Origin of the sequence: Subtercola sp. RTI3 (genome assembly GCF_035018625.1) — a bacterium.
In the GTDB taxonomy this organism is placed as follows: domain Bacteria; phylum Actinomycetota; class Actinomycetes; order Actinomycetales; family Microbacteriaceae; genus Subtercola; species Subtercola vilae.
The window spans coordinates 26,616-53,170 of record NZ_JASJXO010000003.1; the positions used below are offsets into that span (position 1 = coordinate 26,616).

The window sequence follows — 26,555 nt, forward strand, 5'->3', positions numbered from 1 at the left end:
GCGCAGCAGCGTTGCGCCGCACGCAAGACGCGTGCGCGGTCGGTGAGGGAGACTGGATGCTGTGACCGACGCACCCGACACCACCCCCAGCACCGCACCCGCCGCACCCGACACCACCACCGCCGCCTTCGCCCCCACCCAGCGCCTGCACGACCCGGCGCTCCGCGGCTTCGCGTCTGACAACTACGCCGGCGTGCACCCCGAGATGCTCACCGCCCTCGCCGCCGCCAACGAGGGCCACCAGATCGCGTATGGCGAAGACGTCTACACCGCCCGCCTGCAGCACGTCATGAAGCAGCACTTCGGCGACGAAGCCGAAACCTTCCCCGTCTTCAACGGCACCGGCGCCAACGTGCTGAGCCTGCAGTCGATGCTGCCGCGCTGGGGCGCCGTGGTCTGCGCCCAGACCGCGCACATCAACACCGACGAGAACGCCGCCCCCGAGCGCATCGGCGGTCTGAAGCTGCTCACCGTCGCGACGCCCGACGGCAAGCTGACGCCCGACCTCATCGACGTCGAGGCCTGGGGCTGGGGCGACGAGCACCGCGCCCAGCCGCTCGCCGTCTCGATCACGCAGACGACAGAGCTCGGCACGCTCTACACGCCCGACGAGGTGCGTGCGATAGCCGATCACGTGCACGAACGTGGCATGCGACTGCATATGGACGGCGCGCGCCTCTCGAATGCCGCCGCAAGCCTTGGTGTACCGCTTCGCGAGTTCACCACCGATGCGGGAGTCGACGTACTGAGCTACGGCGGCACAAAGAACGGTCTGCTCTACGGCGAGGCTGTCGTGGTGCTCGACCCCCGGGCATCCGAAGGCCTCAGCTACCTGCGCAAAATGAACATGCAGCTCACGAGCAAGATGCGTTTCGTCAGTGCCCAGCTCATTGCGCTTTTCGAAGACGACCTCTGGCTTCGTTCGGCCTCGCATTCGAATGCCATGGCCCAGCGGCTCAGAGCGGCGGTCGACCGGATGCCCGGCGTCACCCTCACCCGCCCCACCCAGTCGAACGCGGTGTTCGCCATCGTGCCGCCCGGGGTGGCCGACCGGCTGCGCGAGGTGTTCCGTTTCTACGATTGGAACAACGCCACCGGCGAAGTGCGGTGGATGTGCGCGTTCGACACCACCGAAGCCGACGTCGATGCGTTCGTGGCCGCGCTGGCGGGCATCCTCGCCGACACGCACTGAGAACCCTCTCAGCGGCACCCCATTGCCATGGAATAACCCCTCGCTACGGTTGTTGTACACCGTGACGAGCAATGATGCCCTGATCCCCCGCTGATTCACACACCCAGGAGCACCCATGTCTCTCACCGACACCTCAGCCCGCACCGCCGACACCAGCGCTCCGATTCTCGATGTGCTCGCCGAGCGGTGGAGCCCGCGATCGTTCGAACCCGAAGCCGTCATCGATGAGAAGGTGCTCACCGCCGCCCTCGAGGCAGCGCGATGGTCGGCGTCGGCGTCGAACACCCAGCCGTGGAAGTTCATCGTCGGTCGCCGCGGCACCGCCACATTCGACCTGATCAACGCCAACCTGATGGGCTTCAACCAGGCCTGGAGCCCGAACGCCAGCGTTCTCATCGTCAACATCGCTGAGGTCGTCGACGTCGACGGCAAACCGCGCCGGTGGGGCATGTACGACCTCGGCCAGGCCGTCGCGAACCTCACCGTGCAGGCGCACAACGACGGTCTGCACGTGCACCAGATGGGCGGCATCGAGGTCGAGGGCCTCCGCACCGCGTTCGACATCGACGAGCGCTGGGAGCCGGTCACCGTCACCGCACTCGGCGTGCTCGCCCCGGCCGACGCGCTGGCCGACGAGAAGACCCGTGCCCGCGAGGTCGCTCCGCGCGAGCGCAAGCCGCTCGCCGAGGTTGTTCCGATCAACGACTGACCGTCGCTGCACCAGTAGTGGCCGCCTCGGCGCAGGCGGCCACTACTGCCCGGCCGTTCGTTACCCCCGGTGACTCCGCCGCGCCGACCACCGCCCGCCGCCGGGTACCGTTGAAGCGTGTCTGCGACAATCGAGAACCTGCTCCGCGAGAACCGCGTCTACCCGCCCTCCGCTGCCTTTGCGGCCCAGGCGAACGTCGATGAGGGCGAGTATGCCCGCGCGGCGGCCGACCCCGTGGCCTACTGGGAGCAGCAGGCCGATCGCCTCGTCTGGGCCGAACGTTGGCACACCGCCCACACGTGGAAGCCCGCTGTGCCCGTGGCTGCCGGCACCAGCGACGGCGAACCCCTGCTGAGCATCCCCGTCGCCGAATGGTTCGTCGGTGGCCGGCTCAACGTCGCCGTGAACTGCGTCGACCGGCACGTGGATGCCGGGCGGGGCGACACCGTTGCCATCCACTTCGAGGGCGAACCCGGCGACCGCGAGCGCATCACCTACGCCGACCTGCAGCGCCGCGTGGCCCAGGCCGCGAACGCCCTGACTGCGCTCGGAATCGTCGCGGGCGACCGCGTGGTCGTGTACTTGCCAGTCATTCCCGAGACCATTGTCATCACGCTCGCCATCGCGCGCATCGGCGCGATTCACTCGCTCGTGTTCGGCGGGTTCTCGGCCGAGGCCCTGAAGTTTCGCGTCGAAGACACCGGTGCCAAGCTGCTCGTCACCAGCGACGGGCAGTTTCGGCGCGGCAGGGCCGTAGCCGTCAAAGCGAACGCCGATGAGGCCGTGAGCGGTAACGCCGAGACGGGCGTGAACACCATCGAGCACGTGCTGGTGGTGCGCCGAACCGGTGACCTGACCCCCGACATCCCGTGGCAGGGCGGGCGCGATGTGTGGTTCCACGACGCGATCGCCGGGGTGCCCGAGACCCACGAGGCCGAATTCTTCGACTCCGAGCATCCGTTGTTCATCATCTACACCAGCGGAACGACTGGCAAACCGAAGGGCGTCGTGCACACCAGCGGCGGCTACCTCACCCAGGCCAGCTGGAGCCACTGGGCCGCCTTCGACGCCAAACCCACCGACGTCTACTGGTGCACCGCCGACCTCGCGTGGGTCACGGCGCACACCTACGTGCTCTACGGTCCGTTCTCGAACGGCGCCACCAGCGTCATCTACGAGGGCACACCGAACACCCCGCACGCCGGGCGCCACTTCGAGATCATCGAACGCTACGGCGTCACCACGTATTACACGGCGCCCACCCTCATCCGCACGTTCATGACGTGGTTTCCGGATGGCCTGCCGCCGCAGTTCGACCTGTCGACGCTGCGCCTGTTGGGCACCGTGGGCGAGCCCATCAACCCCGAGGCCTGGGTGTGGTTCCACGAGAACATCGGCGGGGGCCGTGCGCCCATCGTCGACACGTGGTGGCAGTCAGAGACAGGGTCGGCGATCATCGCCCCCCTGCCCGGCGTCACCGCACTGAAGCCCGGATCGGCCACGCGCGCGCTGCCCGGCCTGACGGCGAAGATCGTCGACGAGCAGGGCGATGAGGTGGCTTTCGGCTCCGGCGGATACCTCGTGCTCGACGGAACCTGGCCCTCGATGGCCCGAACCGTGTGGGGCAACCCCGAGCGCTACCGTGATTCGTACTGGAAGAAGTACGCCGCCCAGGGCTATTTCTTCGCCGGCGACGGCGCGAAGTACGACGACGACGGGTACATCTGGCTGCTCGGTCGGGTCGACGATGTGATCAACGTGTCGGGCCATCGCCTCTCGACCATCGAGATCGAGTCGGCTCTCGTGTCGCATCCCCTGGTCGGCGAGGCCGGAGTCGTGGGGGTGGCCGACGCCACGACGGGCGAGGCCATCGCGGCCTTCGTCATCGCGTCACGCGAGGTGTCGGAGCAGCACGCGCACGACCCCGCGTTCTGGGCGTCGCTCGAAGCCGAACTCTCGGCGGTGCTACTCGCGCACGTCGCGCACGCCATCGGGCCCATCGCGAAACCGCGCGACCTCATCGTGGTGCCCGACCTGCCCAAGACCCGCTCGGGCAAGATCATGCGGCGTCTGCTCGGCGACCTCGTCGACGGCCGCACCCTCGGCGACACCACGTCGCTGCAAGACGACACCGTTCCGGCCCGCATCGCCGCCATCCTGGAGGCGCGGCGGATCTGACCCGCCCCGGTCGCCTGCCCGCCCGCCCGTCAGTCGGGGAGAGACGCGTCGGAGACGGCGGGGCCCACGGTGAGGCCCGAGTCGTCAGAGGCCAGGCCCACGTAGACGGTCTGGCCGTCGCGGATGCGCCCGGAGAGCAACGCCGTCGCGAGCCGGTCGTCGATCTCGCGCTGCATGAGCCTCCGCAACGGTCGAGCCCCATACGCTGGATCGTACCCTCGCTCAGCGAGCCAGGCCCGGGCATCCGGAGTCACCGCCAGCGACAGCCCACGCTCGGCCACCCGGCGGGCGAGCCGATCGACGTAGAGCGACACGATCTGGGCGAGGTCGTCGTGCGAGAGCGCAGAGAACACCACGATGTCGTCGAGCCGGTTGATGAACTCGGGCTTGAACGCCTGGCGTACCACCTGCAGTACGGCCTCCTCTTTGGCGAAGTCTGACAGCGACGGGTCGACGAGGTACTGCGACCCGAGATTCGACGTGAGAATCAGAATGGTGTTGCGGAAGTCGACTGTGCGACCCTGGCCGTCGGTGAGCCGGCCGTCGTCGAGCACCTGCAGCAGCACATCGAAGACCTCGGGGTGGGCCTTCTCGATCTCGTCCATCAGCACCACCGAGTACGGACGCCGACGCACGGCCTCCGTCAGCTGCCCGCCCTGTTCGTAGCCGATGTAGCCGGGAGGGGCACCCAGCAGCCGCGCCACCGAGTGCTTCTCGCCGTACTCGCTCATGTCGATGCGGATCATGGCCCGCTCGTCGTCGAACAAGAACTCGGCGAGCGCCTTGGCGAGCTCGGTCTTGCCCACACCGGTTGGGCCCAGAAACATGAACGAGCCCGTGGGCCGGTTCGGGTCGGAGATGCCGGCCCGGGTACGCCGCACTGCATCGGCCACCGCGCGCACCGCGGGCTTCTGGCCGATGAGCCGCTTGCCGAGCTCGCCCTCGAGGTTCAGCAGCTTCTCGGTCTCGCCCTGGGTGAGGCGGTCGACGGGAATGCCCGTCCACAGCGCGATCACCGACGCGATCTCGGCCTCGGTGACCTGGTCGCTCACCATGCGCTCTTCGTCGGGGTTCTGCTCAGCGGTCTCTGCCTCGCGCAACTGACGCTCGATCACGGGAATCTCCCCATAGAGCAACTTGGATGCCCGTTCGAGGTTGCCCTCACGCTGCGCCTTCTCGGCGGCCATTCGGGCCGCATCGAGCTGCGTCTTGAGCTCGCCCACGCGGTTCAGGATTGCCCGCTCCCTGTCCCACCGTTCTTGCAGAACGCCGAGTTCTTCGGTGCGCGTGGCCAGATCGAGCCGCAGCTTCTCGAGCCGCTGCTTGCTCGCCTCGTCTTTCTCCTTTTTCAGAGCCAGCTCTTCGAGCTTCAACCGGTCGACACTGCGTCGCAACTCGTCGATCTCGACCGGGGCCGAGTCGATCTCCATGCGGAGCCGCGACGCCGCCTCGTCGATGAGGTCGATGGCCTTGTCGGGCAGCTGGCGACCGGTGATGTAGCGGTTCGACAGCGACGCGGCCGCAACCAGCGCGGCATCGGCGATCGACACCTTGTGGTGCGCCTCGTACCGCTCTTTCAACCCCCGCAGAATGGCGATGGTGTCTTCGACCGTCGGTTCGCCTACGAACACCTGCTGAAAGCGCCGTTCGAGCGCCGCGTCTTTCTCGATGAACTCGCGGTACTCGTCGAGCGTCGTGGCCCCGATGAGGCGCAGTTCGCCGCGAGCGAGCATGGGCTTCAGCATGTTCGAGGCCGCCACCGACCCCTCGCCACCACCCGCGCCCATCAGGGTGTGCAGTTCGTCGACGAACGTGATGATGCGCCCGTTCGCGTCGTTGATCTCCTTCAGCACGGCCTTCAACCGTTCTTCGAACTCGCCCCGGTATTTCGCGCCGGCCACCAGCGCCGCCAGGTCGAGTGACACAAGTTGCTTGCCCTTCAGCGAGTCGGCCACGTCGCCCGCGACGATGCGCTGGGCGAGCCCCTCGACCACGGCCGTCTTTCCCACACCGGGCTCGCCGATGAGCACGGGATTGTTCTTGGTGCGCCGGGTCAGCACCTGGCTGATGCGGCGAATCTCTGCGTCGCGGCCGATGACCGGGTCGAGCTTGCCGCTCGCGGCGATAGCGGTGAGGTTGACGCCGTACTTCTCGAGAGCGCTCGGCTCTTTCTCGTTCTGCTGCCCACCCTGCGGCTGCATGTGTGATCGGGCCTTTCGTCGAAACGGAATGCGTTGCCTCGACTCAAACTTGAGTCTGGCTGGCTCAATTTTAGCCTGTCCCAGTATCATTGGCTACTCTGTGAATCACAGTCACCCCGTTAACAGCTGTCACAGCATAAAATATTTGCAATGAAGAGTATTTTGAGGCGAGAACTTGGTTCGCCGCTCGTTCTGGGGCTGGTGGGCACGCTCTTCATCGCGCTCGGATCGATCGGCGTGGGCTGGCTCGGCCCCGGCTCGAATGTTCTCGGCTGGCCCTTCATCGATGCGGTTCGTGCCAACGACGTCGCTGTGCACGTCTGCACCATCGTGGTCATCGGAGCCGGCCTCCTGCTGGTGATCGCCTGGCTGAAGCTCGGCGTGGCTCTCCGGGCGAACCCGCCGGATGCCCTGCGGCGGGTCATCGTCACCTCGGCCGCGTGGGCCGCCCCCCTCATCTTCTCCGTGCCGCTGTACACCCGTGACCTCTTCGCCTACGTGGGCCAGGGTCGACTCATGGTGGCTGGCTTCAACCCCTACGTCGACGGAATCTCAGCAGTTCAGGGCTGGTTCAACATCGGCGTCGACCCCATGTGGGCGAATGCCAAAGCGCCCTACGGCCCGATCTACCTCTGGATCGAGCAGGTCGTCGTCTCGGCTGTGGGCACCTCGCCCATCGTGGCCGTTGCACTCTTTCGCCTGCTGGCCATTGCCAGCGTCGTGATTCTGGCGCTCTTCGCATACCGCATCGCCCTGCTGCGAGGCATCGAGCCCGCCAAGATGCTCTGGTTCGTGCTGGCGAGCCCTGTCACGATGTTCAACTTCATCGTGGGCGGCCACAACGACGCGCTGATGCTCGCGTTCATGGTGGCTGGCCTCTACTACGCGCTCACCAAACGCCCGCTCATCGCCATCCTGCTCATGACGGCCGCCATCGGGGTGAAGCCCATTGCGGTTCTCGCCCTGCCCATCGTGGGCATGATCTGGGCCGGTCAGAACCGCACCCTTCGAAGCACCCTGAAGTACTGGATCATCTCCGTTCTCATCGCGGGCGGCGTGCTCGGCGCCATCGGTTTCGCAATGAATGTGGGCTTCGGCTGGGTTCTGACGCTCACCACGCCCGGCTCGGTTTCGCATTGGTACGCCCCCGTGAACATCCTCGCCATCAGCGTGGGCGGTGCCTTCGGAGCGCTCGGGCTGAACGGCGAAACGCCCGCGAACGTCGTCAAGTTCATCGCCATCGGCGTGATGGTGATCGCCGTCGCGTGGCTCATGCTGACGAAGCGAAACATCGACCCGCTCATGCGGCTGGCCCTGGCATTCACCGCCACGGTCATCCTCTCGCCCGTCATTCACCCTTGGTACGCGGCGTGGTGCCTCGTCTTCTTCGCCATACTCGGCATTCGCGACGGCCTCGCCACGCATCTCGCGGTGTCGGCGACCATCTTCTTCGCGTGCGTGAGCATCGCCGAGGGAATGGACATCTCCGACGCGGTACAGGGCGACGTCGTGGCGCAAGTGGTTCGCACCGTCATCATCAGCGGCGGTGCCGTGATACTCATCGTGGCGTACTGCCTGCACGAAGACCTGTCGGTCGGCCTCGCGCGACGGAGGCTACGCCAGGCACTCGACCACCGCGCAGCAGCCAAAGCCGAAGCGCGGGGCGCCGCTCTTACAGCCCGAGCTTCTGCACCCAGTACTGCAAGAACGCGGCTCCCGCTTCGTCGTGGATGAGCTCGCCCTCGACGATCACCGGGTAGGGCCGCTGCAAAACCCCATCGCTCGGGCGAACGTCGACGTGCGCCACGTCGTAGCCGGCCTGGTGCAGATAGTCGGCCATCCTGTAGTCGCTTCGCGAATCGCCCACTGACCGCCAGACGGCAGGCAGGGGCTCGCCTTCTTCGGCGAAGTGACTGAGCGCGCGCTCGGCCCCGCGGTCTTTATCGAGCGTCACCGACTCGATGTCGGTCGAGATGATGGTGGGGTCGATGCGAAACGGAACATCTCCCGCGGCGTTCGGCGCCTCGCGGTCACCGTACCGGGCACCCAGCCCGCGCTCGACCAGCTCGGCGAACGCGACCTCGTTGTACTCCAGCTGCAGTGGTTGGTACACCGACGCCTCGATGCTCGGCAGCTGTTCGACCGACACCATCGCGCGCTTGGTCTCGTCGAAGAACATCGAGTCGGAGAACTTCTCAGCCACCAGCTTGCGGATGCCCGCCGCGAACTCCTCGGGCAACGCCACCGTCGCATCGATCTGAACATTGCCCGCGCCCTCGGCACCCACCGTGAACCACGTGGCGCCCTTCTCGCAGACCACGAACATGCGCCCGCCACCCGCCAGAGCGTCGCCGAGCCCCGCCGCCATCAAAGGCGCAATGACCTGCTCGAGCACGAAGGCGTCAGAGCGCCCCGTGATGAACGCGATCGGAACACCCGCGGCCGTCAGTTTCACCAGATCGGTGACGATTTCAGGGATGACGATCGACCGGGTGACCGGCGAGGCGATGGGCCCATCGATGTCGAGCAGCAGTCCGAGGGGTGGGGCCAGAGTCATGCCTCTATTGTGTCAGGCCGCGCCACACCACTATTTCGGTGCGACGCTGGGCACGCATACCGCTCTTGAGGCTCACCACGTCACCGGCGGTTCCCGCGGCGAACACGCGCCGGCCGGGGCGATTCAGCAGCTCGTCGGCCAGCGCGCTCTCGAGTTCGCGAATGCGGCTCGCGAGCTGCTGGTTCACGTTCTCGAGTTCGAGAATGCGCCGGATGCCCTCGAGAGTGATTCCCTCAGACCCGAGCCGCGCGATCTCACGCAACTGCATCACATCACGAAGCGAGTACCGCCGCGACTTGCCGGCGGTGCGGCTGGGGCTCACGAGCCCCAGCCGGTCGTACTGCCGCAGTGTCTGCGGGTGCATCTCGGCGAGTTCGGCCGCCACCGCTATAGCGAACAGCGGAGCGTCTTCGTTCACCGGCATGGTCATTCGTGCGCCTTGGCCAACAGTTCTGCGCGCGGGTTCTCCTGCGGCTCGAGAGCGTGGAACGCCTCGAGTGCGCTGCGCGCCTCATCAGACAGGTGCGACGGAACCGCCACCTGAACGACAGCGAGCAGGTCGCCCGTGCCTTTCGGGGTTTCGACTCCCCTGCCCTTGACCCGCAGCACTCGACCACTCGGGGTGCCAGGGCCCACCCGCAGTTTCACGGGGTCGCCGCCGAGAGTGGGAACCTCGATCGTGGCACCCAGAGTAGCTTCGACGAACGTCACGGGCACGTTCACACGCAGGTTCAGGCCGTCGCGCTCGAAGACCGGATGCTTGCGCACCGAGACCGTCAGAACGATGTCGCCGGTCTCGCCGCCATCAGCGCTCGACTCGCCTTTACCGCGCAGCTTGATCTTCTGGCCGTCGGAGACCCCGGCGGGAATCTTGACCGTGATGGTGGTTCCCTCTGCGGTCTGCAGCTTGATCGTGTCGCCCTTGGTGGCGGTGAGAAAGTCCACCGTGGTGCGCGCGGTGACGTCGCGGCCCCGGGTGGGGCCACCGAAACCACGGTAGCCACCGCTCGGCTGGCCAAAGCCCTGGTTGCCACCGAACATGCCGCCCAGCAGGTCGTCAAAACCGCCCTGCTGGTACGAGTAGCCGGCATTGCTGCCGCCACCGGCACCGCCGCGCCCGCCAGCGCCGCCGAACATGCCGCCGAAGACGTCTTCGAACCCGCCCGACTGGCCCTGGCCGCCCGCTGTGAAGCGAGCGCCAGAACCCATCGCGCGAATCTGGTCGTATTCTTTGCGCTGTTCGGGGTCACCGAGAACCGAGTGGGCTTCGCTGATCTCCTTGAACTTCGCCTCAGCGCTCGCATCGCCCGGGTTGGAGTCGGGGTGGTACTGGCGAGCGAGCTTGCGGTACTGCTTCTTCAGGTCGGCAGCAGAGACGTCTTTCGAGACGCTCAGAACCTTGTAGAAGTCTTTGTCGAACCAGTCTTGGCTAGCCATTCGGCACCGCTACGACAACTTTGGCCGCGCGCAGCAGTGTTGAACCGAGGTAGTACCCCGTCTCGACGACATCAGCGATGGTCTCGACCTGAACGTCGGCGCTCGGCTGCTGAAAGATGGCCTCGTGCAGCTGCGGGTCGAAAGGCTCGCCCACCGACCCGAAGGGCTTCAGCCCGAACCGCTCGACACCCGTGCGCAGCTTGCCTGCAATGGAGGCGAACGGCCCCTCGGCCAGGTCGCCGTGCTTCTCGGCACGATCGAGATCGTCGAGAACGGGCAGCAGAATCTTCACCACGTCACCCACCGTGCGCTCGCGCTCAACCTCGCGGTTGGCCTCGGTGCGCTTGCGGTAGTTGGCATACTCTGCCGTGATGCGCTGCAGGTCGGCGAGCCGCTCTGCAGCGAGGTCGTCGGCAGCACCGGCGCTCACCGCATCGAGAAAGCTCAGGTCGTCGTCGTTCAACTCGCCCTCGCCCACGGTCTCACCCTCTTCTGCTGCTTCGGAATACATCTCATCGGGGTTCGTCGTCGACGTCTCGACGTCGGGGCCTTCGGCCTCGACGAACGCTGCGTCTTCTACCGGCTCACCCGTGACCGGGTCTGAGGAAGTACCCTCAGACCCGGCGGGGAACTGGCCAGACTCATCATTCTGTTCGTTTGACTTGTCTTTGTCGGCCATTGTTACTTCTCTTTCGACTCTTCGTCGTCGACAACTTCTGCGTCAACGATATCTTCGTCTGACGTCGCCTCGGCGGCTTCGGGCTGCCCAGCGGCGGCCGCTGCCGCCTCATCGGCCTGCGAGTTCGCGTAGATGGCCTGGCCGAGCTTCGACTGGCTCTCGTTGAGCTTGTCGAAGGCGGTCTTCACTGCCTCGTCGTCGTCGCCTGCGAGTGCGCTCTTCAGTGCATCCACATCGGCCTGCACCTCGGTCTTCACGTCGGCCGGCAGCTTCTCGTCGTTCTCTTTGATCAGCTTGTCGATCGAGTACGCGAGCTGTTCGCTGGTGTTACGAACCTCTGCGGTCTCGCGGCGCTTCTTGTCTTCTGCGGCGTGCTCTTCGCCCTCGCGAACCATGCGGGCGATGTCGTCTTTCGACAGGCTCGACCCACCGGTGATGGTCATCGACTGCTCTTTGCCCGTGCCCTTGTCTTTGGCAGACACGTGCACGATGCCGTTGGCGTCGATGTCGAAGGTGACCTCGACCTGCGGAATGCCCCGCGGGGCCGGTGCGATACCGGTCAACTCGAACGTACCGAGGTTCTTGTTGTCGCGGGTGAACTCGCGCTCGCCCTGGAACACCTGGATGGCGACCGACGGCTGGTTGTCGTCAGCAGTCGTGAAGGTCTCGCTGCGCTTGGTGGGAATGGCGGTGTTGCGCTCGATGAGCTTGGTCATCATGCCGCCCTTGGTCTCGATGCCGAGCGACAGGGGGGTGACGTCGATGAGCAGAACGTCTTTGCGCTCGCCCTTCAGAACGCCGGCCTGCAGTGCGGCGCCGACAGCCACGACCTCGTCGGGGTTGACACCCTTGTTGGGCTCGCGGCCACCGGTCAGCTTCTTGACCAGCGCGACGACGGCGGGCATACGGGTCGATCCACCGACGAGCACGACGTGTGCGATGTCGGCGACAGAAACGCCGGCCTCTTTGATGACGTCAGTGAAGGGCTTCTCGGTGCGGGCCAACAGGTCAGCGGTGAGCTCTTCGAACTTCGCGCGGCTGAGGGTCTCGTCGAGGTTCGCAGGGCCGCTCTCGGTGAGTGAGAGGTAGGGAAGCTGGATGGTCGTCGAAAGCGAACCCGACAGCTCTTTCTTGGCCTGCTCCGCAGCCTCTTTCAGGCGCTGCTTCGCGATCTTGTCCTGGCTGACATCGACACCGGTGGAGTCTTTGAAGCGCTTGATCAGGTAGTCGACAACGCGCTGATCCCAGTCGTCGCCGCCGAGGCGATTGTCGCCGGCGGTCGAACGAACCTGAATGGTGCTGAAGTCGTCGTCTTTGCCCACTTCGAGCAGCGAGACGTCGAAGGTACCGCCACCGAGGTCGAAGACGAGGATGAGCTCGTCTTCTTTGCCCTTGTCGAGGCCGTACGCGAGTGCCGCAGCCGTGGGCTCGTTGATGATGCGCAGAACGTTGAGGCCCGAAATCTCGCCGGCCTCCTTCGTGGCCTGGCGCTCGGCGTCGTTGAAGTACGCGGGAACGGTGATGACCGCGTCGGTCACCTTGTCTCCCAGGTACGACTCGGCATCGCGCTTGAGCTTGGCGAGAATACGCGCCGAGATCTCTTGCGGGGTGTACTTCTTGTCGTCGACCGCGACAGTCCAGTCGGTACCGATGTGGCGCTTGACCGACGCGATGGTGCGGTCGACGTTCGTCACGGCCTGGCGCTTGGCGGTCTCACCGACCAGCACCTCGCCGTCTTTGGTGAATGCGACGACCGACGGGGTGGTGCGAAAGCCCTCCGCGTTGGCGATGACGGTGGGTTCTCCACCTTCGAGAACGGAGACAACCGAGTTGGTGGTACCGAGGTCGATTCCTACTGCACGAGCCATGTGCTTTACTCCTTCTTGGCCTTGCGGCCGGCTAAAGATGTTCGAGGCGCTTGTTCGAGAACTTGAGCCTCATGCACTCAAGTTTACCCGACACGATTCTGGTGTCAAGTCGAAACGGCATAACTTGAGCGACTTCGGCTCAACTCTACAAAGTCACTCGTGATTAACCCTGTGAATGTACTGTTCTTGCATGACCGCCACCGCGCCAGCCGCCGTTGTTCCACAGAAGAGCGTCATCTCGTGGGCGCTCTGGGACTGGGCCGGTTCGTCGTTCAACAGTGTTGTGACCACCTTCGTCTTCACCGTCTACCTCACATCGACGAAGGCGTTCGGCGGCACGACCTTCGTCTCGGCCCAGCTCGGCTGGGTCTTGGCGATCGCAGGAATTCTTGTGGCCATCCTCGCCCCCGTCACAGGCCAGCGCTCAGACGCCTCCGGCCGACGCAAGTTCTGGCTCGCGGTGAACACCTACCTACTCGTGGCCATCACGGCAGCGATGTTCTTCGTCGAGGCCAAGCCCGACTTTCTCTGGCTCGGCCTCTTTCTGCTCGCAGCGGGCACCATCGTGTTCGAGTTCGCCTCGGTGAACTACAACGCCATGCTGACCAGCGTGTCGACGCCGGCGACGGTGGGCAAGGTCAGTGCGTTCGGCTGGTCCATGGGCTACTTCGGTGGCATCGTTCTGCTGCTCATCGTGTATTTCGGCCTCATCAGCCCTGCGCCCGCCAACGACAACGGGCTCTCGGTGCGCATCTCGATGCTCATCGCAGCCCTGTGGCTCGGGGTGTTCGCGCTGCCAGTGCTCTTCTTCGTTCCCGAGTACCGGGCACCCGCCGCCGTAGCGCGCGAGAAGGTCAGCTTCATCGGCTCGTACATCCGGCTCGGGCACGACATCGCCCGCCTGTGGCGCACCAGTCGCCACACGGTCTATTTTCTGATCGCCAGCGCGGTGTTCAGAGACGGCCTCACCGGCGTCTTCACCTTCGGCGGCGTGCTGGCCGCCGGCACCTTCGGCTTCTCATCGGGCCAGGTGATCATCTTCGCCATTGCGGCGAATGTCACCGCGGGTGTCTCGACAGTGCTCGTGGGGCGGCTCGACGACCGAGTGGGGCCGAAACCCGTCATCGTCGCGGCACTCATCGGCCTCGTCGTGAGCGGCCTGGCCGTGTTCTTGCTGCACGACGCCGGCCAGACCGCGTTCTGGGTCTTCGGGCTCGCCCTCTGCCTCTTCGTAGGCCCTGCCCAGTCGGCGAGCCGCTCGTTTCTCGCCCGGGTCATTCCGGCAGGTCGCGAGGGCGAGGTGTTCGGGCTGTACGCCACCACAGGCAAGGCAGCCACCTTCCTCGCCCCGGCGGCCTTCGCCGTCTTCGTCACGGTGGGAGGAGCCCAGTACTGGGGCATCCTCGGTCTCGTGCTCGTGCTGGCGGTGGGGCTCGTGGTGCTGCTGCCGGTGAAGTCCCGGCAGCAGCAGCTCGACTAGAGCGCCACGTAGCCACCGTCGATCGGCAGCGTGTGGCCGGTGATCCACTTGGCATCGTCAGAAGCCAGGAAGAGAACCGCGTTCGCCACATCGCCCGACGTCGGCATGCCGGGGATCGGGTTGAAGTTTTGCATACGCTCAGCCATCGCCTTCGGGTCTGGCGCGGTGTCGATGAAGTTCTGCACCAGCGGCGTCAACACCACAGTCGGGGCGATCACGTTGACGCGAATGTTGTCTTTCACGTAATCCACAGCCGCCGAACGGGTCAGGCCCAGTACGACATGCTCTACAACCTGCATTCCGAGCCGAGCCGATCGCTCTCCATCTCGGCTCTGACACGAACGCTGCTCTACAGCAGCGGTTCAGCGAGCAACCTGGTCACGAGCATGGTGAAGTCGAACCTGGTCGAGCGCGAACCCTCTCAGACCGACGGGCGCGTCACGATCATCCGCCCCACCGAAGCGGGTGCCGTCACCTTCGACGCGGCCACCACCCTCGTGCTCGACACTGTTCGCGAAGAGTTCACGGGCGAACCGGCCGAGAGCGAGCTGCCCGCGGTGGCGGCCTTTCTCAGCCGGGTGCGCTCGAAAGACCCGAACCTCCGCCGGCCACCATACGACCTGCCCTTCGACCTCTGAACCCGTCGCGCCGAGAGCACCACGTAGCGAGTTCTGAGCCGATCCGCTTCTCTGAAAAGAGTTCGTTCTCTACCAGGGCGCGCGGGTGCCATCCCACGACCACAGGGCCCCCGTGGGGCCGTCGTCGGGGAGGAATGCCAGGCGTACGGCTCCCGCAGCGGCTTCGGCCGGATCGCCGCCGGCCGACATCCCGGCAATGAGGTTGGTGAGGCGCAGGCCGGGGGCGAGCGCATTCACCTTGATATCGTCGCCGAGGGCCTGAGCCGTGAGCATAGTGACAGCATTGACCGCGGTTTTCGAGCTGCGGTAGGCCAGGCCGCCACCCTTGACCCGCTCCCAGTCGAACTGCGGATTCGGGCCGCTGTTCCAGGTGAGCGATCCGGTTCCGCTCGACACGTTGACGACGCGCGCGTGGGCTGATCTGCGCAAGGCGGGCAGGAACGCTTGCGTAACGGAGATGACACCGAAGACGTTGGTCTCGTAGGCGGAGCGCAACTGCTCAAGACTTGTGCGGCTGATGTCGTCGCGACCGGGATTCACTCCAGCGTTGTTGACGAGGATGTCCACTTCGCCGACCTGCTGCACCGCTGCGGCGATCGATGCCGCATCCGTGACATCGATTTGCACGGCGCGCGCGCCAGCGCCCAGCTGAGCAGCAGTCTGCTGCCCTTTGTCGAGGACACGAGCTCCGATCCACACGGTGAGGCCATGGCCGAGCAGTTGCTGCGCAATTTCGAGACCGATGCCACTGTTTGCCCCGGTCACCAGGGCTGTCGTGCCGGGCTCGGGTGAACGGAGCTCCGACGGAAGACGATCTGTATTTGTCATCGCATTTTCTCCAACTCCAACGGTGTGGTTGGAATGCTACTCCTGGTCTCTCGCAAACTCCAACTCATGTGTTGGTAATCTTGGAGAATGGCCTGGGATACCGACGGAACACAGCGTCGTCTACGTGACGCCGCGCTCGTCGAGTTCGCAGCTCGCGGATTCGAGGGAACAACCGTCTCCTCCATTGCGGCACGATCGGGCGTGAACAAAGAGAGGCTCTACAGCTACTTCGGCGACAAGAAGTCTTTGTGGGACCTGGTGCTGACAACCGAGCTTGAGCATCTTGCCACCGCCGTCGAACTCGCGGGGGTCGGCCTGAGCGACATCGGCGACTTCGCGGGAGCGACGTACGACTATCACGCGGCTCACCCTGAGCTCGGCCGTCTGCTGCAGTGGGAGGGCCTGCAAACCGGCCCGCCGGCTCATGCCGCGGTTCGCACGACGCACTATCAAGAGAAGGTGGCACGCTTCGCTCGGGCGCAGCGCGACGGCTCCCTCGACCCCGACATCGATCCTGGGCACCTCGTCTTCGCGCTCATCGCCCTGGCCGCGTGGTGGCAGACCGTGCCTCAGCTAGCCGAGATGATCACCGGCGCAAACCAAGATCACCAGCAGGAGAGGGCGGCACGTCGCCGTTTTGTCGTCGAGGCCGCGAGGCGAATCGCGGCGCCCTCTCGAGCCTGAACTGACGTCGGGGATGAAAGTGGCGACGATCGAGCCCGGTCGACGCGCAGCCTGTATCTGACGGCATCGACCCGTCGATCAAGAAGAAATTCAGCCATCCCATCGACTGTCGGTTTGAAGTGGTGCGGCCCGCTCCAGAAACGAAACAGAGGGAGATCGTGACCTGACTCACATCTGAGCGCGGCATCGGTCATAGACACGCGAACGGATTGAATCAGCGGCGCGGTAGGTTGTGCGGGAGCGCCATCTACCGGCATTCCCGAAAGGTACGGCCATGAACTTCGATTCAGAATGCCGCCTCGATGAAGGGGTCATCGAACGCGAATTCACTCTCAACGAGATCCCCGGCATTCTGTGGACTCCTGCAATCTCACCGGCGCCGCTGATTCTGATGGGTCACCCCGGCGGGCTGCGCACTCAGTACCCGCGTCTCCTCGGGCGGGCGAGGCGCGCCGCGGCCGACGGCATTGCGACGGCAACCATCGAACTCCCGGGAAGTGGCGAGCGGCCGCCATCAGCGGATGCCCAGCAGGCCCGGGCTGATCTGCGACGCGCCCTCGCCGCCGGCGAGCCGATCGACGAAATTGTCGACCGGCTCATCCTTCCTCTCGTTGAGCAAGCTGTACCAGAATGGCAGGCTGCTCTCGACGCCTTACTCGCGCTGCCCGAACTCAGCGGAGCTGCCGGGTACTCGGGCGGACCGATTGCCATCGGCATGCGACTCGCGCTGGTGGAACCGCGCATTCTGGCAGCGGGTCTCTTCGCGGGAAGCTTCGTTCCCCGCGTCATGTTCGAGGAGGCCCGCCAGATCAGCATCCCTCTGCACGTGCTGCTTCAGTGGGACGACGAGGGCAACGACCGCCAGTTGGCCCTCGATTTGTTCGATGCCTTCGGGTCTCGAGAGAAAACGCTGCAGGCCAACATGGGCGGGCATACCGGGGTTCCGGCGTTCGCAGGAGACGATGCGTCACGGTTCTTCGCGCGGCATCTGATGACGACTGGACGCGAAAAGTGAGACCGGCCGGGTCGTACGGCAGTGGTCAGGGCCCTGGATGAGCACGAGTCGGCTTGTAGTCACCAAGCCATAACCTGCTGCACCCGCTCACGAACCGAGCAGCACGTACCAGATGAGCAGCAGAGTCACGAGGAAACCAGTGCCGAAGTTGAGGTAGAGAAAGCGCTTCCAGCCGGCGTTGGCTCGCTCGGCATCCTCGTCGGTGATCGAGAAGAACGGCAGCACGCTGAGCGCGTAGGGCAGCGCGAGAATCGAGCCGAGCGGGCCCGGCCAGGCGGTGAAGAGCATCAGGACACCACCGAGCAGGTAGGCGACGAACGAGAAGCGCACGGTCTGGCGGCCACCGATGACGGTGGCGATCGAGGCAATACCGCCCTCGCGGTCGGCCACGATGTCTTGCACGGCCCCGAAGGCGTGGCTGGCGACCCCCCAGAGAAAGAAGGCGGCCAGAATCGCCCAGAGCGCGGGGGTGAAGACGGCCCCCGCCAGCACGAGACCGTACACGGCAGGGCTCACGAAGTGGGTGCTCGAGGTGAGCGAATCGATGAAGGGGCGCTCTTTGAATCGTAGTTTCGGCGCGCTGTAGGCGATCACCGCAAACACGCTGATGGCCAGAACGAGCCACGACAAGGGTGAACCGACGATGACGAGATAGATGAGAAACGGGAAGTTCGTGAGCGCCGCGCTCCAAAGCGTGACCCTGTGCAGCGAACGCCCGAGCACCGCCCCCTCGACGCCGCCCTTGCGGGGGTTTCGCAGGTCGCTCTCGTAGTCGAACACGTCGTTGATGCCGTACATGGCGAGGTTGTAGGGAATCAGAAAGTACAGAGTGCCCAGAACGAAGGTGACGTCGACCTGACGGGTGGTGAGAAGATACCCGGCCGCGAACGGAAAAGCGGTGTTCACCCACGACAGAGGCCGCGACGACAGAATCACCTGGCCCATCTTGCTCACTCGTCGCCCCCCTTCGGCGCGGGCCGAGCCCCATGCGCACCCCGGCGCGACGGCGGCAGCAGCGACCACAGCGCCGGCAGCAGAATGACCGCGCCGATCGCATACGCAAAGTCTTCGAGAGGCGCAATACCCACCATCGCCCCCGAGATGAGTGCCGTGTTGTACCCCACCAGTCCGATACCGATCATGATGTTGTCGAACACTGCCGTCATTCCTACGAGAACAACTGCGGTGATGAGAAGGGCTCCGAGCCGCGGGGTGTGGCGCACCACTCGCGCCGTCATCGCCAACAGAATGGCCAGGGTGAGAAAGATGATGTTCAGTTCCCAGTACGTCACGTGTCGGACCCCTTTCTGGTGAGCGCGCCGAACAGGTTCATCGTGAGGTAGCAGAGCAGGGTGAGAAAGAACAACTCTTCCAGCGGCAGCTCGGGCCCGATTACGAGACCGGTCATGAACGCGGTCTCGCCGCGAAAGAAGATGTGCGCACCGATGCCCGACAGATCCCACACCAGAAAGAACAGTACCCCCACCACCAGCACGATGGTCGCCCGCCTGGTGTCACGCCAGAAGAACAGAGAGAACCGGCGATCGAGCACCACCATGCCGGTCAGCGCCACAGCCAGCGCCAACAGGTACAGGATGCTCATGCCGCCCTGCCCGCCCCGGCCCGTCGACCGTTCACAGTGGCTCGGGTAACGCGGTCGTCGAAGTGTCTCCGCGCAGGCGCTTGATCACCAGTTCGGCGCTGATCAGGCACATCGGCAGGCCGATGCCCGGAATCGTCGATCCGCCCGCGTAGTAGAGCCCCGCGACCTTCTTGCTCACGTTGCCGGCGCGAAAGAACGCGCTCTGGCTGAGCGTGTGCGCGGGGCCGAGAGCGGTGCCGTTCCAGGTGTTGAGGTCGTTCTTGAAGTCTTCGGGGCCGACGGTTCGGCGAACCACGATGCGTGAAGCGAAGTCGTCGATGCCGGCCCAGGCCCCGATCTGCGCGATGGCCTCGTCGGCGATCGCCTCGACCTGGGGGGAACCGGCGCCGTCGTCGCCGCCATGACCGATGCCCGGGTCGGCCGGGATGGGCACGAGCACGAAGATGTTCTCGTGACCTTCGGGGGCCACCTGGGCATCCGACACACTGGGCCGGCAGACGTAGATCGAGGCCGGGCTCGGTACCGAAGTGGGCGAGCGGTGGCCGAGACCGAGGCTCGCGGCCACGCCGCCCGCCCCGAAGATCTTGCCGAAGTCGTCTTTCCAGCTCTTCGTGAAGAAGAGTGTGTGGTGCGCGAGCTCGGGCAGTTCGCCAGAGATACCGAGGTAGATGAGCACGGCACTGGGGCCGGGGGTCTTCTTCTTCCAGTAGCTGGCCGGGTAGGTCTGCAGTTCGGGCAGCAGCATGGTTGTCTCGACGTGTTCGAGGTCGGTCGCAGCCACCACGATGTCGGCCTCGAGAGAGTGCGCCGCACCGGTGCTGTCGAGGTACTGGATGCCCGCGACCCGCGCCGGCCGCTTCGCCCCCGTCGCTTCGGTCTCGGTGATCACGCTCGAGCGCGCCCCGGTCGCCGTGGCACCGTTCGAAGTCGAACCGGCCACACCGGGCTTGCCCGCGACACCGCCGCTCGCGCCGCCGCGCGAACCTCCGTGCCGCTCTGGGTCGTACTCTGCCTCGCCCTCGAGCACGCGGCGCAGTTCGTCGCGGTCGATGATGTTCGTGTCGAACTCGTTCGTGGGGTAGTCGTAGGGCCCCGGCACGGGTTCGAGGTGGGCTGCCGCCTCGACCTCGTCGTCGGTCGTCACGATTCGCGTCACCGAGGCGCCGGTGACAATGGTGACGCCCGCCTCGACCGCGAGGTCGGCAATGCTCTCGATCACCCGGGCGAAACCGCCCTGCGGATAGAGCACCCCATCGTCAAGGTCGAGGTGGCTCATCAGGTGATACATGCTCGGAGTGGAATATGGCGACGATCCGAGAAAGACGGCAGGGTAGCCGAGAATCTGCTGCAGCCGCGGGTCGCGCACGGTGCGACCGGCGAAGCTGTCGAGCGACTCGAGCAGCAGGCGCACGAGCCGCGGCGAGCGCTTCAAAACGGGACCCTTCAGCAGGGGCCGGAAGTCTTCGAAGGTCGAATAGAGAAAATACTCTTTCGCCAGCTCGTAGGTCTCGGCGGCCGAGTCGAGGTAGCCGGCCATGCGCACGCCGGCTCCGGGCTCGAGCGACTCGAACAGTTCGAGGTTCTCTTCGCGACTCGCCTTGATGTCGACCGCGTTGAATTCGCCCTCGAAGAGAACCCGGTAGCCGGGATCGAGAAGAGAAAGGTCGAGCTGGGCATCCGCTGAGGTGCCCATCAGCTTGTAGAAGTGGTCGAAGACCTCGGGCATGAGGTACCACGACGGTCCGGTGTCGAAACGAAAGCCGTCTTTCTCCCAGACACCCGCACGCCCGCCGAGGGTGTGCTGTTTCTCCACGACGGTGACGTCGTACCCCTCGCGGGCGAGAAGACCTGCCGTGGCGAGGCCGCTGATGCCTCCGCCGATGACGATTGCCTTCACTGTTGCTCCTTCGGTAGTCGCCCGGCGACGGCAGAAGCCGCAATACGGAGCTTGACAGGGTTGGGCACCCGAACGCGCGTCTGGGCGAGTACAGAGGCCGGCGTTTCGCGCAGCCGCGCAGTGAGTTCACCGAACAGGCCTTGGGCGAGAATCACAGCTCGGCGACTCGACGACGGCAGCAGGGGCAGGGATGCCCGGGCGATGCGCAGATCGTTCTCGATGTCGGCCACGATTTCGAGCTTCGCGGCCTCGCTGAACGTCTCGACGTTCACCCCCGGAAAGTAACTGCGGCCGAGCCCGGCGAAGTCGGCCGCCAGGTCGCGCAGAAAGTTGATCTTCTGAAACGCAGCTCCCAGGTGGCGGGCACCGTCAACCAAGGTGCTGCGCTGGGTATCGGTGACTATATGCCCCTGCAGGAATGCGCTGAGGCACATCAGACCTACAACCTCAGCCGAGCCGTAGACGTAGGCGTCGAAGCTCTCGGGCGTGTGCTCGGTCTCGGTGATGTCGGCTCGCATCGAGGCGAAGAACGGCTCGACGAGTTCGGGGCCGAAAGACACCTCCCGCGCGGTGAGCGCGAACGCGTGCACGATCAGATTGGTGCTGTAGCCCACCGCAATGGCTTCGAGTGTCTCCCGTTCGAGGCCGTCGAGCAGACGCAGAATCTCGTTGGGCGCCAGCTCGGCATCGGCCGCGACACCGTCGACCACCTCGTCGGCGAGCCGCACCAGCGCGTAGATGTTCTCGACGTGGCCGCGCACCCCGGCACCGAGCAATCGCGACGCGAGCCCGAACGATGTGGAATAGCGGTGAATCACGAGGCCGGCCGACTGCGTGGCGACGCTGTCGTAGAGCAATCGTGCCCGCGAGCTCTCGCGCGTCATCGCACCCGGCCCAGAACGGTCTCGATGATCGGTTCGAACTCGGCCCGCGCACGGTCGGGCAGCGCGTCGGAGGCAAGTTCTTCTGCCGCCCGGTTCGCGAACTCGCGCGCAAGCTCCTCTGCGTAGTGCCGAGCTCCGCAGTCTTCGAGCGAGCGGCGCACCACAGCGGCCTGCTCCCACGTCAGATCGGGGAGGCCGAGCCACCGGCTGATCTCGACCCATTCGGGGCGACCCGATGCGTACGCAATGAGTACGGTGCGCTTGCCCTCGCGGAGGTCGCCGATGGTGGTCTTGCCCGTGGCAGCCTCGTCTCCGAAGACGCCGAGCAGATCATCCACGATCTGATAGGCGATGCCGATGTTGCGCCCGAAGCCGGCAAGGGCGCGCACGGCCTCGTCGCTGGCACCCGCGAGCACAGCGCCCGCCTCGACGGGAGACTCGAATGAGTAGACGGCGGTCTTCAGGCGCTCCATGTCGACGACCTCTTCGACAGTGGGCATCGACTTCAGCTGGGAGAAGTCGACGTCGAGCAGCTCGCCGGCCGCTGAGGCGAACATCGCTTCGTCGAAGATGTCGTGCAGGCGGCTGCGCATGAGCTCGCCCACGCCGCTGCGGTCGATGAGCCGGTACGCATTGAAGAGGGCGAGGTCGCCGGCGATGACGGCAACAGAGAGGCCGCGGTGTTCGGCAGCAGGAATGGGAATGCCGGCGGTCTGCGCGATGTCGCGGTAGACACCCGACACATTGACTCCCCCGCGGCGGATGAAGTCACGGTCGATCACGTCGTCGTGCACGATGAGCGCCGTGTGCAGCAGCTCGAACGCGGCACCCACATGCGCGGCAGCCTCGAAGTCGGTGCCGCCGAGGCTTTCGTACGCGCCCATCACCATTCCAGGGCGAAAACGCTTGCCGCCAGCGGTGTTCTTCTCCAGTGTCTGCCACAGAGTGAGATACCGAGGGCCGATTGCTGACGCTCGGTTCTTGGCTAGGCTGAAGAAACGGTCAAGTACGGCGTCGACATGTTTTTGTCTCCGCTGAGCTGAGACCACGAGATCTTGTGGGTCCACATTCCGAGAGTAACCCACGGCAGGAGAAGAGGGCGTAATGGCTGTCGTTGATGAACAGGTCGTGCTACTGTCTGAGTCCGGTTCGGCCATCGGCGTGGCACCGAAAGCCACTGTGCACACTGCCCACACACCTCTGCACCTGGCCTTCTCGTGCCACATCTTCGACGAGGCCGGCCGGGTTCTCGTCACCCGGCGGGCGCTGGCGAAACGCACGTGGCCCGGCGTCTGGACCAACAGTTTCTGCGGGCATCCGGCACCGGGTGAGGCGATGGATGCCGCGGTCGAACGCCGCGCGGCAGCCGAACTCGGTGTGACGCTCGAGTCGTACACCCTCGCACTGCCCGACTTTCGGTACCGGGCCGTCGATGCGTCGGGAGTGGTCGAGAACGAGATCTGCCCTGTGTACACGGCGCGCGTGACCTCGGGTGAGGGGCTGCTCGCGCCGAACCCCGACGAGGTCATGGAGTACCAGTGGGCCGACCCGGTGCTGCTGCTGGCCGCCATCGAGGCGACGCCGTGGGCGTTCAGCCCGTGGCTGACGCTGCAGCTGCCGCGGTTGGCCGGGCTGGGGCTGCCCGGCCAGGTGGCGGGGGCTGCGGCACTCTAGGGGCGGGGGGCGGGCCGCGGCTGCGCGTCACGGCTTGTCGGGCGTCACGGCTTGCCGGCGTCGCGGCGTCAGGAGAACGTGTGCGGGGCGACGGTGAAGGTGAGGGTGCCGTCGGGCAGCCACGTGGCGGTGACGTCGACGTTCGAGAGGGCTTTCGAGCCGGTGCGGGGGTTCAGGTTGGTGATGCCTGAGACAGTGACGGTGAGGCCGTCGACTCCGATCAGGGCGGGGTCGTTGCACGTCGTGGCGAAGGTTCGGGGGTCTGAGCCGAGAACCACGATGAGGCAGATCGAACCGAACGTGCTCTTCGCGAGGTAGGCCGAAGCCGGAGTGAAGTCGGTTGTGCTGAGCAGCCGGAACGTGGAGCGGTCGACATCGGGCGGCAGCGCAGCGCTGACCAACGACAAGGCCGGCAGGTCGCCCGTGGTCTGGGCGCGGGAGAAGATGGTGTCGAGGGAGTTGGCGGCCAGGATGGCGCCCGCGACGGAGTCGGCCGGGGCGACAGGGGATCCGGAGGGGCCGAGGGCTCCGGCGGCGGTGCCCTCGGTGCTGGTGCCTGCGGTGCTGGTGCCTGCGCCGGCCGGGGTGCCTCCGCGCCCGCCGCCGAACGCGCCGGTGAGGGTGCCGAACACCGAGCCGAGCTCCGGGGTGGCGAGCACCACGAGGGCGAACACGAGCGCCAGGGCAGGAACGCTCCAGGCGATGCGCCGACGCCGGGTGTGCCGCGCCAGACGCTCGAGGCGGGCAGCCGCTTCATGCGCTGCCGCGGAACGGGCGACCTCGGCCCGGCCTGCGGCGATCTGCGCCTCGAGGTCGTGCAGGCGAACGGCCTGATCCAGCCGCTCACGCTCGGGGGTGCCGGGGCCGTAGACCGCACGCCGCAGATCAGTGAGCAGGCGCTGCCGGGAGCCGGGGTCGTCGGCGGGGAGTTCAGGCATCGGGCATCCGGAATCAGGCGGCGAAGCTGAAGCCGTCGGCCGTGAAGATCAGCCGCACATCGGCGAGGCTCTCGACCACGAGGTCGGCGTCGAGTTGGTCGGCTCGGTGGGTTCCGACGACGCCGACGGTGGCGCAGCCGGCAGCCCGGGCGGCGGCGAGGCCCGCGGGGGCGTCTTCGAAGACCACGCAGTCGCGGGGGTCGACGCCGAGGCGGCGGGCGCCCTCGAGAAACGGGTCGGGGTTCGGTTTGCCGAGAACGGTGTCGTCGATCGTGACGACCACGGCGGGTGCCGGGATGCCCGAGGCGGCGATGCGCACGGCCGCGAGGTCGCGCGTGCACGAGGTGACGATGGCGCGGCGGGGTTCGGGGATGCCGCTGAGCAACTCGGCGGCTCCCGGCAGAACGGTGATGCCCGCGAGGTCGACGAGTTCGAGGGCTTGCACGCGGGCGAAGCCCTCCTCGACCCGGTCGGCCGGGAGGAGGTCGGCCACGAGGCCGCGGGCGGGCTTGCCGTGCATGCCGTCGCGAAAACCGTCGGGGAGACCGAACTCGGTGCCCCACTGGCTCCAGGCGCGGTCGACGGCGGGGGTGGAGTCGATGAGGGTGCCGTCCATGTCGAACAGGGCGGCGGCGAAGGTACGCCCGGCGAAGGCGGGGTGCGGGGCGGAGGTCATGGCTCCATTCTCGCGCACAGGGCCGCGCGGGTCGGCGGCACGGAACGGGCGCCCACGCAGCATCCGAAGCCCGGGTTGGTGAAAACGAGAGGGCAGAATCTCTCCGAAAACGTCGGCTTTATGAGAGGAAGCTCCCTCTCGATGGGCGGGAGTCAGAGCAGAGGTGGGGCGCGGGTCAGCGGCGGGCGGTGGTGCCGATGGTGAAGGAGCCGTCGGGGTTCCAGCGGGCGAGCAGGTCGACGGTGGCCGAGTCGACGGAGTGCGTCGAGGGGTTGAGCGCGGCGGAGGTCGACATCGACAGCTGCAGCCCGCCCGCAGCCACCGCGGCCTCGCTGGCGCACGAGGTCGCGTAGTCGGAGGCGTTGCCGTACACGACGAGGCAGATGTTGCCGTCGACGTCATGGGCGGCGTAGGCGGATCCGTTCGAGAACTCTCCCCTGCTCAGCGCACGGAACGAGTCGGGCACCATGTGCGAGGGGAACTGCAGCGGTAGCGGCGGCACGTCGATCATGATCTGGGCGTGCGTGAAGATCACGGCGTACGAGTTCGCGGCGTCTGCGGCGCTGGCGCTGGCTGTCGCTGGGGCTGTGGCTGCGCTACCAGCCCCGGTGCTGGCCCCGGTAGACGCGAACGCCGAGCTGCTGGCGCCCGCAGTCGCCCGCGAGATGGCGGCCGACGCGAGCGAACCGGCCGCGAGAAACACGGCAACCACGAGGGCTGCGAGCACACCCCAACGCGCCAGGGCGTCTCCGTGCCGGGCGGACCGACCCGTGCGGCGGCGCTGCGCGGGGGTCGCAGGGTGGTGCCGTGCGGCAGTGTCGAGGCCGGCGGCGGGCCGAGAGGGAGGAACGTGATCGCCACACACGGAGGTCGTAGGCGCTGGGCCACCGTGGTTCGCTGGCACGTGGGGGGCTGACGCCTGCGAGGGTTCCGGATGCTCCGCCTTCAGCGCGTGCGCGAGAGCAAGGTCGAACGCGAGTCGGTCTCCCGCCAGTTCTCGCTCCAGCGACTGCAGGTCGAGTGCCGCCTCGGCGGAGTCAGCTGCGGCTGGGGTAGACGCGAACGGCGTGTGCACGGGGCGCGCGAAGACAGTGCGTTGCAGAGCGGGGAGCCGGCGGGCAGGTGCCAGGGCGCCGGAGGGAGCGGCGGTTTCGGGGTGCGAATTCCACCACAGGGCATCCAGAGCCTGGTGGCGACCCCGGTAGGCGGAGGTGAAGCGGGCGAGGAAGTCGTCGTGGGCGGCGGCATTCGCGAACCAGTCGGTAGTGAGTGCGGGTGTCACAGGGAACCTCCGGTTTCATCTTTGCGGGCAGGGCGCGCAAAAGCTACCGGGCGGGCCGCACCAGCACCAGCACCAGCACCAGCACCAGCCAGCACACACGCGCACACGGACGCGAGCACCAGCGGCTCAGGACAG

26 protein-coding genes are annotated in these 26,555 nt (G+C 66.2%); 9 read left to right on the forward strand and 17 right to left on the reverse strand.

Going from position 1 to position 26,555, the window contains the following annotated elements; translation table 11 throughout:
• Positions 1-61 precede the first annotated feature (61 nt).
• The 3 genes from QN358_RS02195 (at position 62) to acs (ending at position 4,079) form a co-directional block, all read left to right on the forward strand.
• Entirely contained in the window at positions 62-1,192 is a 1,131-nt protein-coding gene (locus QN358_RS02195; protein ID WP_136641436.1) for a threonine aldolase family protein, read from the forward strand.
• A 115-nt stretch (positions 1,193-1,307) separates the two neighbouring features.
• On the forward strand, positions 1,308-1,901 hold the full coding sequence (locus tag QN358_RS02200; RefSeq protein WP_136641435.1) for a nitroreductase family protein: 594 nt from the start codon (positions 1,308-1,310) through the stop codon (positions 1,899-1,901).
• A 117-nt stretch (positions 1,902-2,018) separates the two neighbouring features.
• On the forward strand, positions 2,019-4,079 hold the full coding sequence (gene acs, locus QN358_RS02205; RefSeq protein WP_323511471.1) for an acetate--CoA ligase: 2,061 nt from the start codon (positions 2,019-2,021) through the stop codon (positions 4,077-4,079).
• Positions 4,080-4,108: 29 nt separating this feature from the next.
• Here acs and QN358_RS02210 read toward each other — a convergent pair whose 3' ends face one another.
• Entirely contained in the window at positions 4,109-6,280 is a 2,172-nt protein-coding gene (locus QN358_RS02210) for an ATP-dependent Clp protease ATP-binding subunit (RefSeq protein ID WP_136641433.1), read from the reverse strand.
• Between the two features lie 150 nt (positions 6,281-6,430).
• Here QN358_RS02210 and mptB point away from each other — a divergent pair, with 150 nt between their 5' ends.
• Entirely contained in the window at positions 6,431-8,014 is a 1,584-nt protein-coding gene (gene mptB, locus QN358_RS02215; protein ID WP_323511472.1) for a polyprenol phosphomannose-dependent alpha 1,6 mannosyltransferase MptB, read from the forward strand.
• Here mptB and QN358_RS02220 read toward each other — a convergent pair.
• The 5 genes from QN358_RS02220 to dnaK are packed head-to-tail and all read right to left on the reverse strand — an operon-like array spanning position 7,953 to position 12,821.
• On the reverse strand, positions 7,953-8,837 hold the full coding sequence (locus tag QN358_RS02220; RefSeq protein ID WP_323511473.1) for a hypothetical protein: 885 nt from the start codon (positions 8,835-8,837) through the stop codon (positions 7,953-7,955). The two genes, mptB and QN358_RS02220, sit on opposite strands and share 62 nt — an antisense overlap.
• A gap of 4 nt (positions 8,838-8,841) precedes the next feature.
• Positions 8,842-9,267 (reverse strand): heat shock protein transcriptional repressor HspR, encoded by a 426-nt coding sequence (locus QN358_RS02225; protein ID WP_201799244.1) that lies wholly within the window; start codon positions 9,265-9,267, stop codon positions 8,842-8,844.
• Positions 9,264-10,274, reverse strand: a complete 1,011-nt coding sequence (locus QN358_RS02230; protein WP_136641430.1) for a DnaJ C-terminal domain-containing protein — start codon at positions 10,272-10,274, stop codon at positions 9,264-9,266. The genes QN358_RS02225 and QN358_RS02230 overlap by 4 nt, the downstream gene beginning before the upstream one ends.
• The gene (locus tag QN358_RS02235) at positions 10,267-10,953 is read right to left on the reverse strand and encodes a nucleotide exchange factor GrpE (RefSeq protein WP_416351946.1); all 687 of its coding nucleotides are present in this window, start codon (positions 10,951-10,953) and stop codon (positions 10,267-10,269) included. Before QN358_RS02235 ends, QN358_RS02230 begins: the two co-directional genes overlap by 8 nt.
• Before the next feature lie 2 nt (positions 10,954-10,955).
• The gene (gene dnaK / locus QN358_RS02240; protein ID WP_136641428.1) at positions 10,956-12,821 is read right to left on the reverse strand and encodes a molecular chaperone DnaK; all 1,866 of its coding nucleotides are present in this window, start codon (positions 12,819-12,821) and stop codon (positions 10,956-10,958) included.
• Between the two features lie 190 nt (positions 12,822-13,011).
• On the opposite strand from dnaK, the gene QN358_RS02245 reads away from it, so the two are divergent.
• Positions 13,012-14,301 carry an MFS transporter gene (locus QN358_RS02245; RefSeq protein ID WP_323511474.1) on the forward strand — a complete coding sequence of 430 codons (1,290 nt, stop codon included), beginning with the start codon at positions 13,012-13,014 and terminating at the stop codon, positions 14,299-14,301.
• On the opposite strand, the gene QN358_RS02250 is transcribed toward QN358_RS02245, so the two are convergent.
• Positions 14,298-14,543, reverse strand: coding sequence for an SDR family oxidoreductase (locus tag QN358_RS02250; protein WP_323511475.1), 246 nt, complete (start codon positions 14,541-14,543; stop codon positions 14,298-14,300). The genes QN358_RS02245 and QN358_RS02250 overlap by 4 nt on opposite strands.
• A 39-nt stretch (positions 14,544-14,582) precedes the next feature.
• Here QN358_RS02250 and QN358_RS02255 point away from each other — a divergent pair, with 39 nt between their 5' ends.
• A complete protein-coding gene (locus QN358_RS02255; RefSeq protein WP_323511476.1) occupies positions 14,583-14,939 on the forward strand; it encodes a MarR family winged helix-turn-helix transcriptional regulator in 357 nt (118 codons plus the stop codon).
• 69 nt (positions 14,940-15,008) lie between these two features.
• Here QN358_RS02255 and QN358_RS02260 read toward each other — a convergent pair whose 3' ends face one another.
• Entirely contained in the window at positions 15,009-15,767 is a 759-nt protein-coding gene (locus QN358_RS02260) for an SDR family NAD(P)-dependent oxidoreductase (protein ID WP_323511477.1), read from the reverse strand.
• An 87-nt stretch (positions 15,768-15,854) separates the two neighbouring features.
• On the opposite strand from QN358_RS02260, the gene QN358_RS02265 reads away from it, so the two are divergent.
• Positions 15,855-16,451 (forward strand): TetR family transcriptional regulator, encoded by a 597-nt coding sequence (locus tag QN358_RS02265; RefSeq protein ID WP_323511478.1) that lies wholly within the window; start codon positions 15,855-15,857, stop codon positions 16,449-16,451.
• Positions 16,452-16,725: 274 nt separating this feature from the next.
• A complete protein-coding gene (locus QN358_RS02270; protein ID WP_136641422.1) occupies positions 16,726-17,466 on the forward strand; it encodes an alpha/beta hydrolase in 741 nt (246 codons plus the stop codon).
• Positions 17,467-17,553: 87 nt separating this feature from the next.
• Here QN358_RS02270 and QN358_RS02275 read toward each other — a convergent pair whose 3' ends face one another.
• The 6 genes from QN358_RS02275 to QN358_RS02300 are packed head-to-tail and all read right to left on the reverse strand — an operon-like array spanning position 17,554 to position 22,935.
• Complete coding sequence (locus tag QN358_RS02275) at positions 17,554-18,411, reverse strand: prenyltransferase (RefSeq protein ID WP_136641473.1); 858 nt, start codon at positions 18,409-18,411, stop codon at positions 17,554-17,556.
• A 5-nt stretch (positions 18,412-18,416) separates the two neighbouring features.
• Positions 18,417-18,758: a lycopene cyclase domain-containing protein gene (locus QN358_RS02280; protein ID WP_136641421.1), complete on the reverse strand. Its 342-nt coding sequence runs from the start codon at positions 18,756-18,758 to the stop codon at positions 18,417-18,419.
• Positions 18,755-19,069, reverse strand: a complete 315-nt coding sequence (locus QN358_RS02285) for a lycopene cyclase domain-containing protein (RefSeq protein ID WP_136641420.1) — start codon at positions 19,067-19,069, stop codon at positions 18,755-18,757. Before QN358_RS02285 ends, QN358_RS02280 begins: the two co-directional genes overlap by 4 nt.
• 31 nt (positions 19,070-19,100) lie before the next feature.
• Complete coding sequence (gene crtI / locus QN358_RS02290; protein ID WP_237280289.1) at positions 19,101-20,966, reverse strand: phytoene desaturase family protein; 1,866 nt, start codon at positions 20,964-20,966, stop codon at positions 19,101-19,103.
• The gene (locus QN358_RS02295; RefSeq protein WP_323511479.1) at positions 20,963-21,850 is read right to left on the reverse strand and encodes a phytoene/squalene synthase family protein; all 888 of its coding nucleotides are present in this window, start codon (positions 21,848-21,850) and stop codon (positions 20,963-20,965) included. Before QN358_RS02295 ends, crtI begins: the two co-directional genes overlap by 4 nt.
• Positions 21,847-22,935: a polyprenyl synthetase family protein gene (locus QN358_RS02300; RefSeq protein ID WP_416351947.1), complete on the reverse strand. Its 1,089-nt coding sequence runs from the start codon at positions 22,933-22,935 to the stop codon at positions 21,847-21,849. The genes QN358_RS02295 and QN358_RS02300 overlap by 4 nt, the downstream gene beginning before the upstream one ends.
• Positions 22,936-22,954: 19 nt before the next feature.
• On the opposite strand from QN358_RS02300, the gene idi reads away from it, so the two are divergent.
• Positions 22,955-23,524 (forward strand): isopentenyl-diphosphate Delta-isomerase, encoded by a 570-nt coding sequence (gene idi, locus QN358_RS02305; RefSeq protein ID WP_323511481.1) that lies wholly within the window; start codon positions 22,955-22,957, stop codon positions 23,522-23,524.
• A gap of 68 nt (positions 23,525-23,592) precedes the next feature.
• Here the strand turns inward: idi and QN358_RS02310 are convergent, their stop codons facing one another.
• From QN358_RS02310 to QN358_RS02320, 3 genes are all read right to left on the reverse strand, one after another.
• A complete protein-coding gene (locus QN358_RS02310; protein ID WP_323511482.1) occupies positions 23,593-24,462 on the reverse strand; it encodes a hypothetical protein in 870 nt (289 codons plus the stop codon).
• A 13-nt stretch (positions 24,463-24,475) separates the two neighbouring features.
• Positions 24,476-25,138, reverse strand: coding sequence for an HAD-IA family hydrolase (locus tag QN358_RS02315; RefSeq protein WP_323511483.1), 663 nt, complete (start codon positions 25,136-25,138; stop codon positions 24,476-24,478).
• A 175-nt stretch (positions 25,139-25,313) separates the two neighbouring features.
• Positions 25,314-26,420, reverse strand: a complete 1,107-nt coding sequence (locus tag QN358_RS02320; protein ID WP_323511484.1) for a hypothetical protein — start codon at positions 26,418-26,420, stop codon at positions 25,314-25,316.
• Positions 26,421-26,555 lie beyond the last annotated feature (135 nt).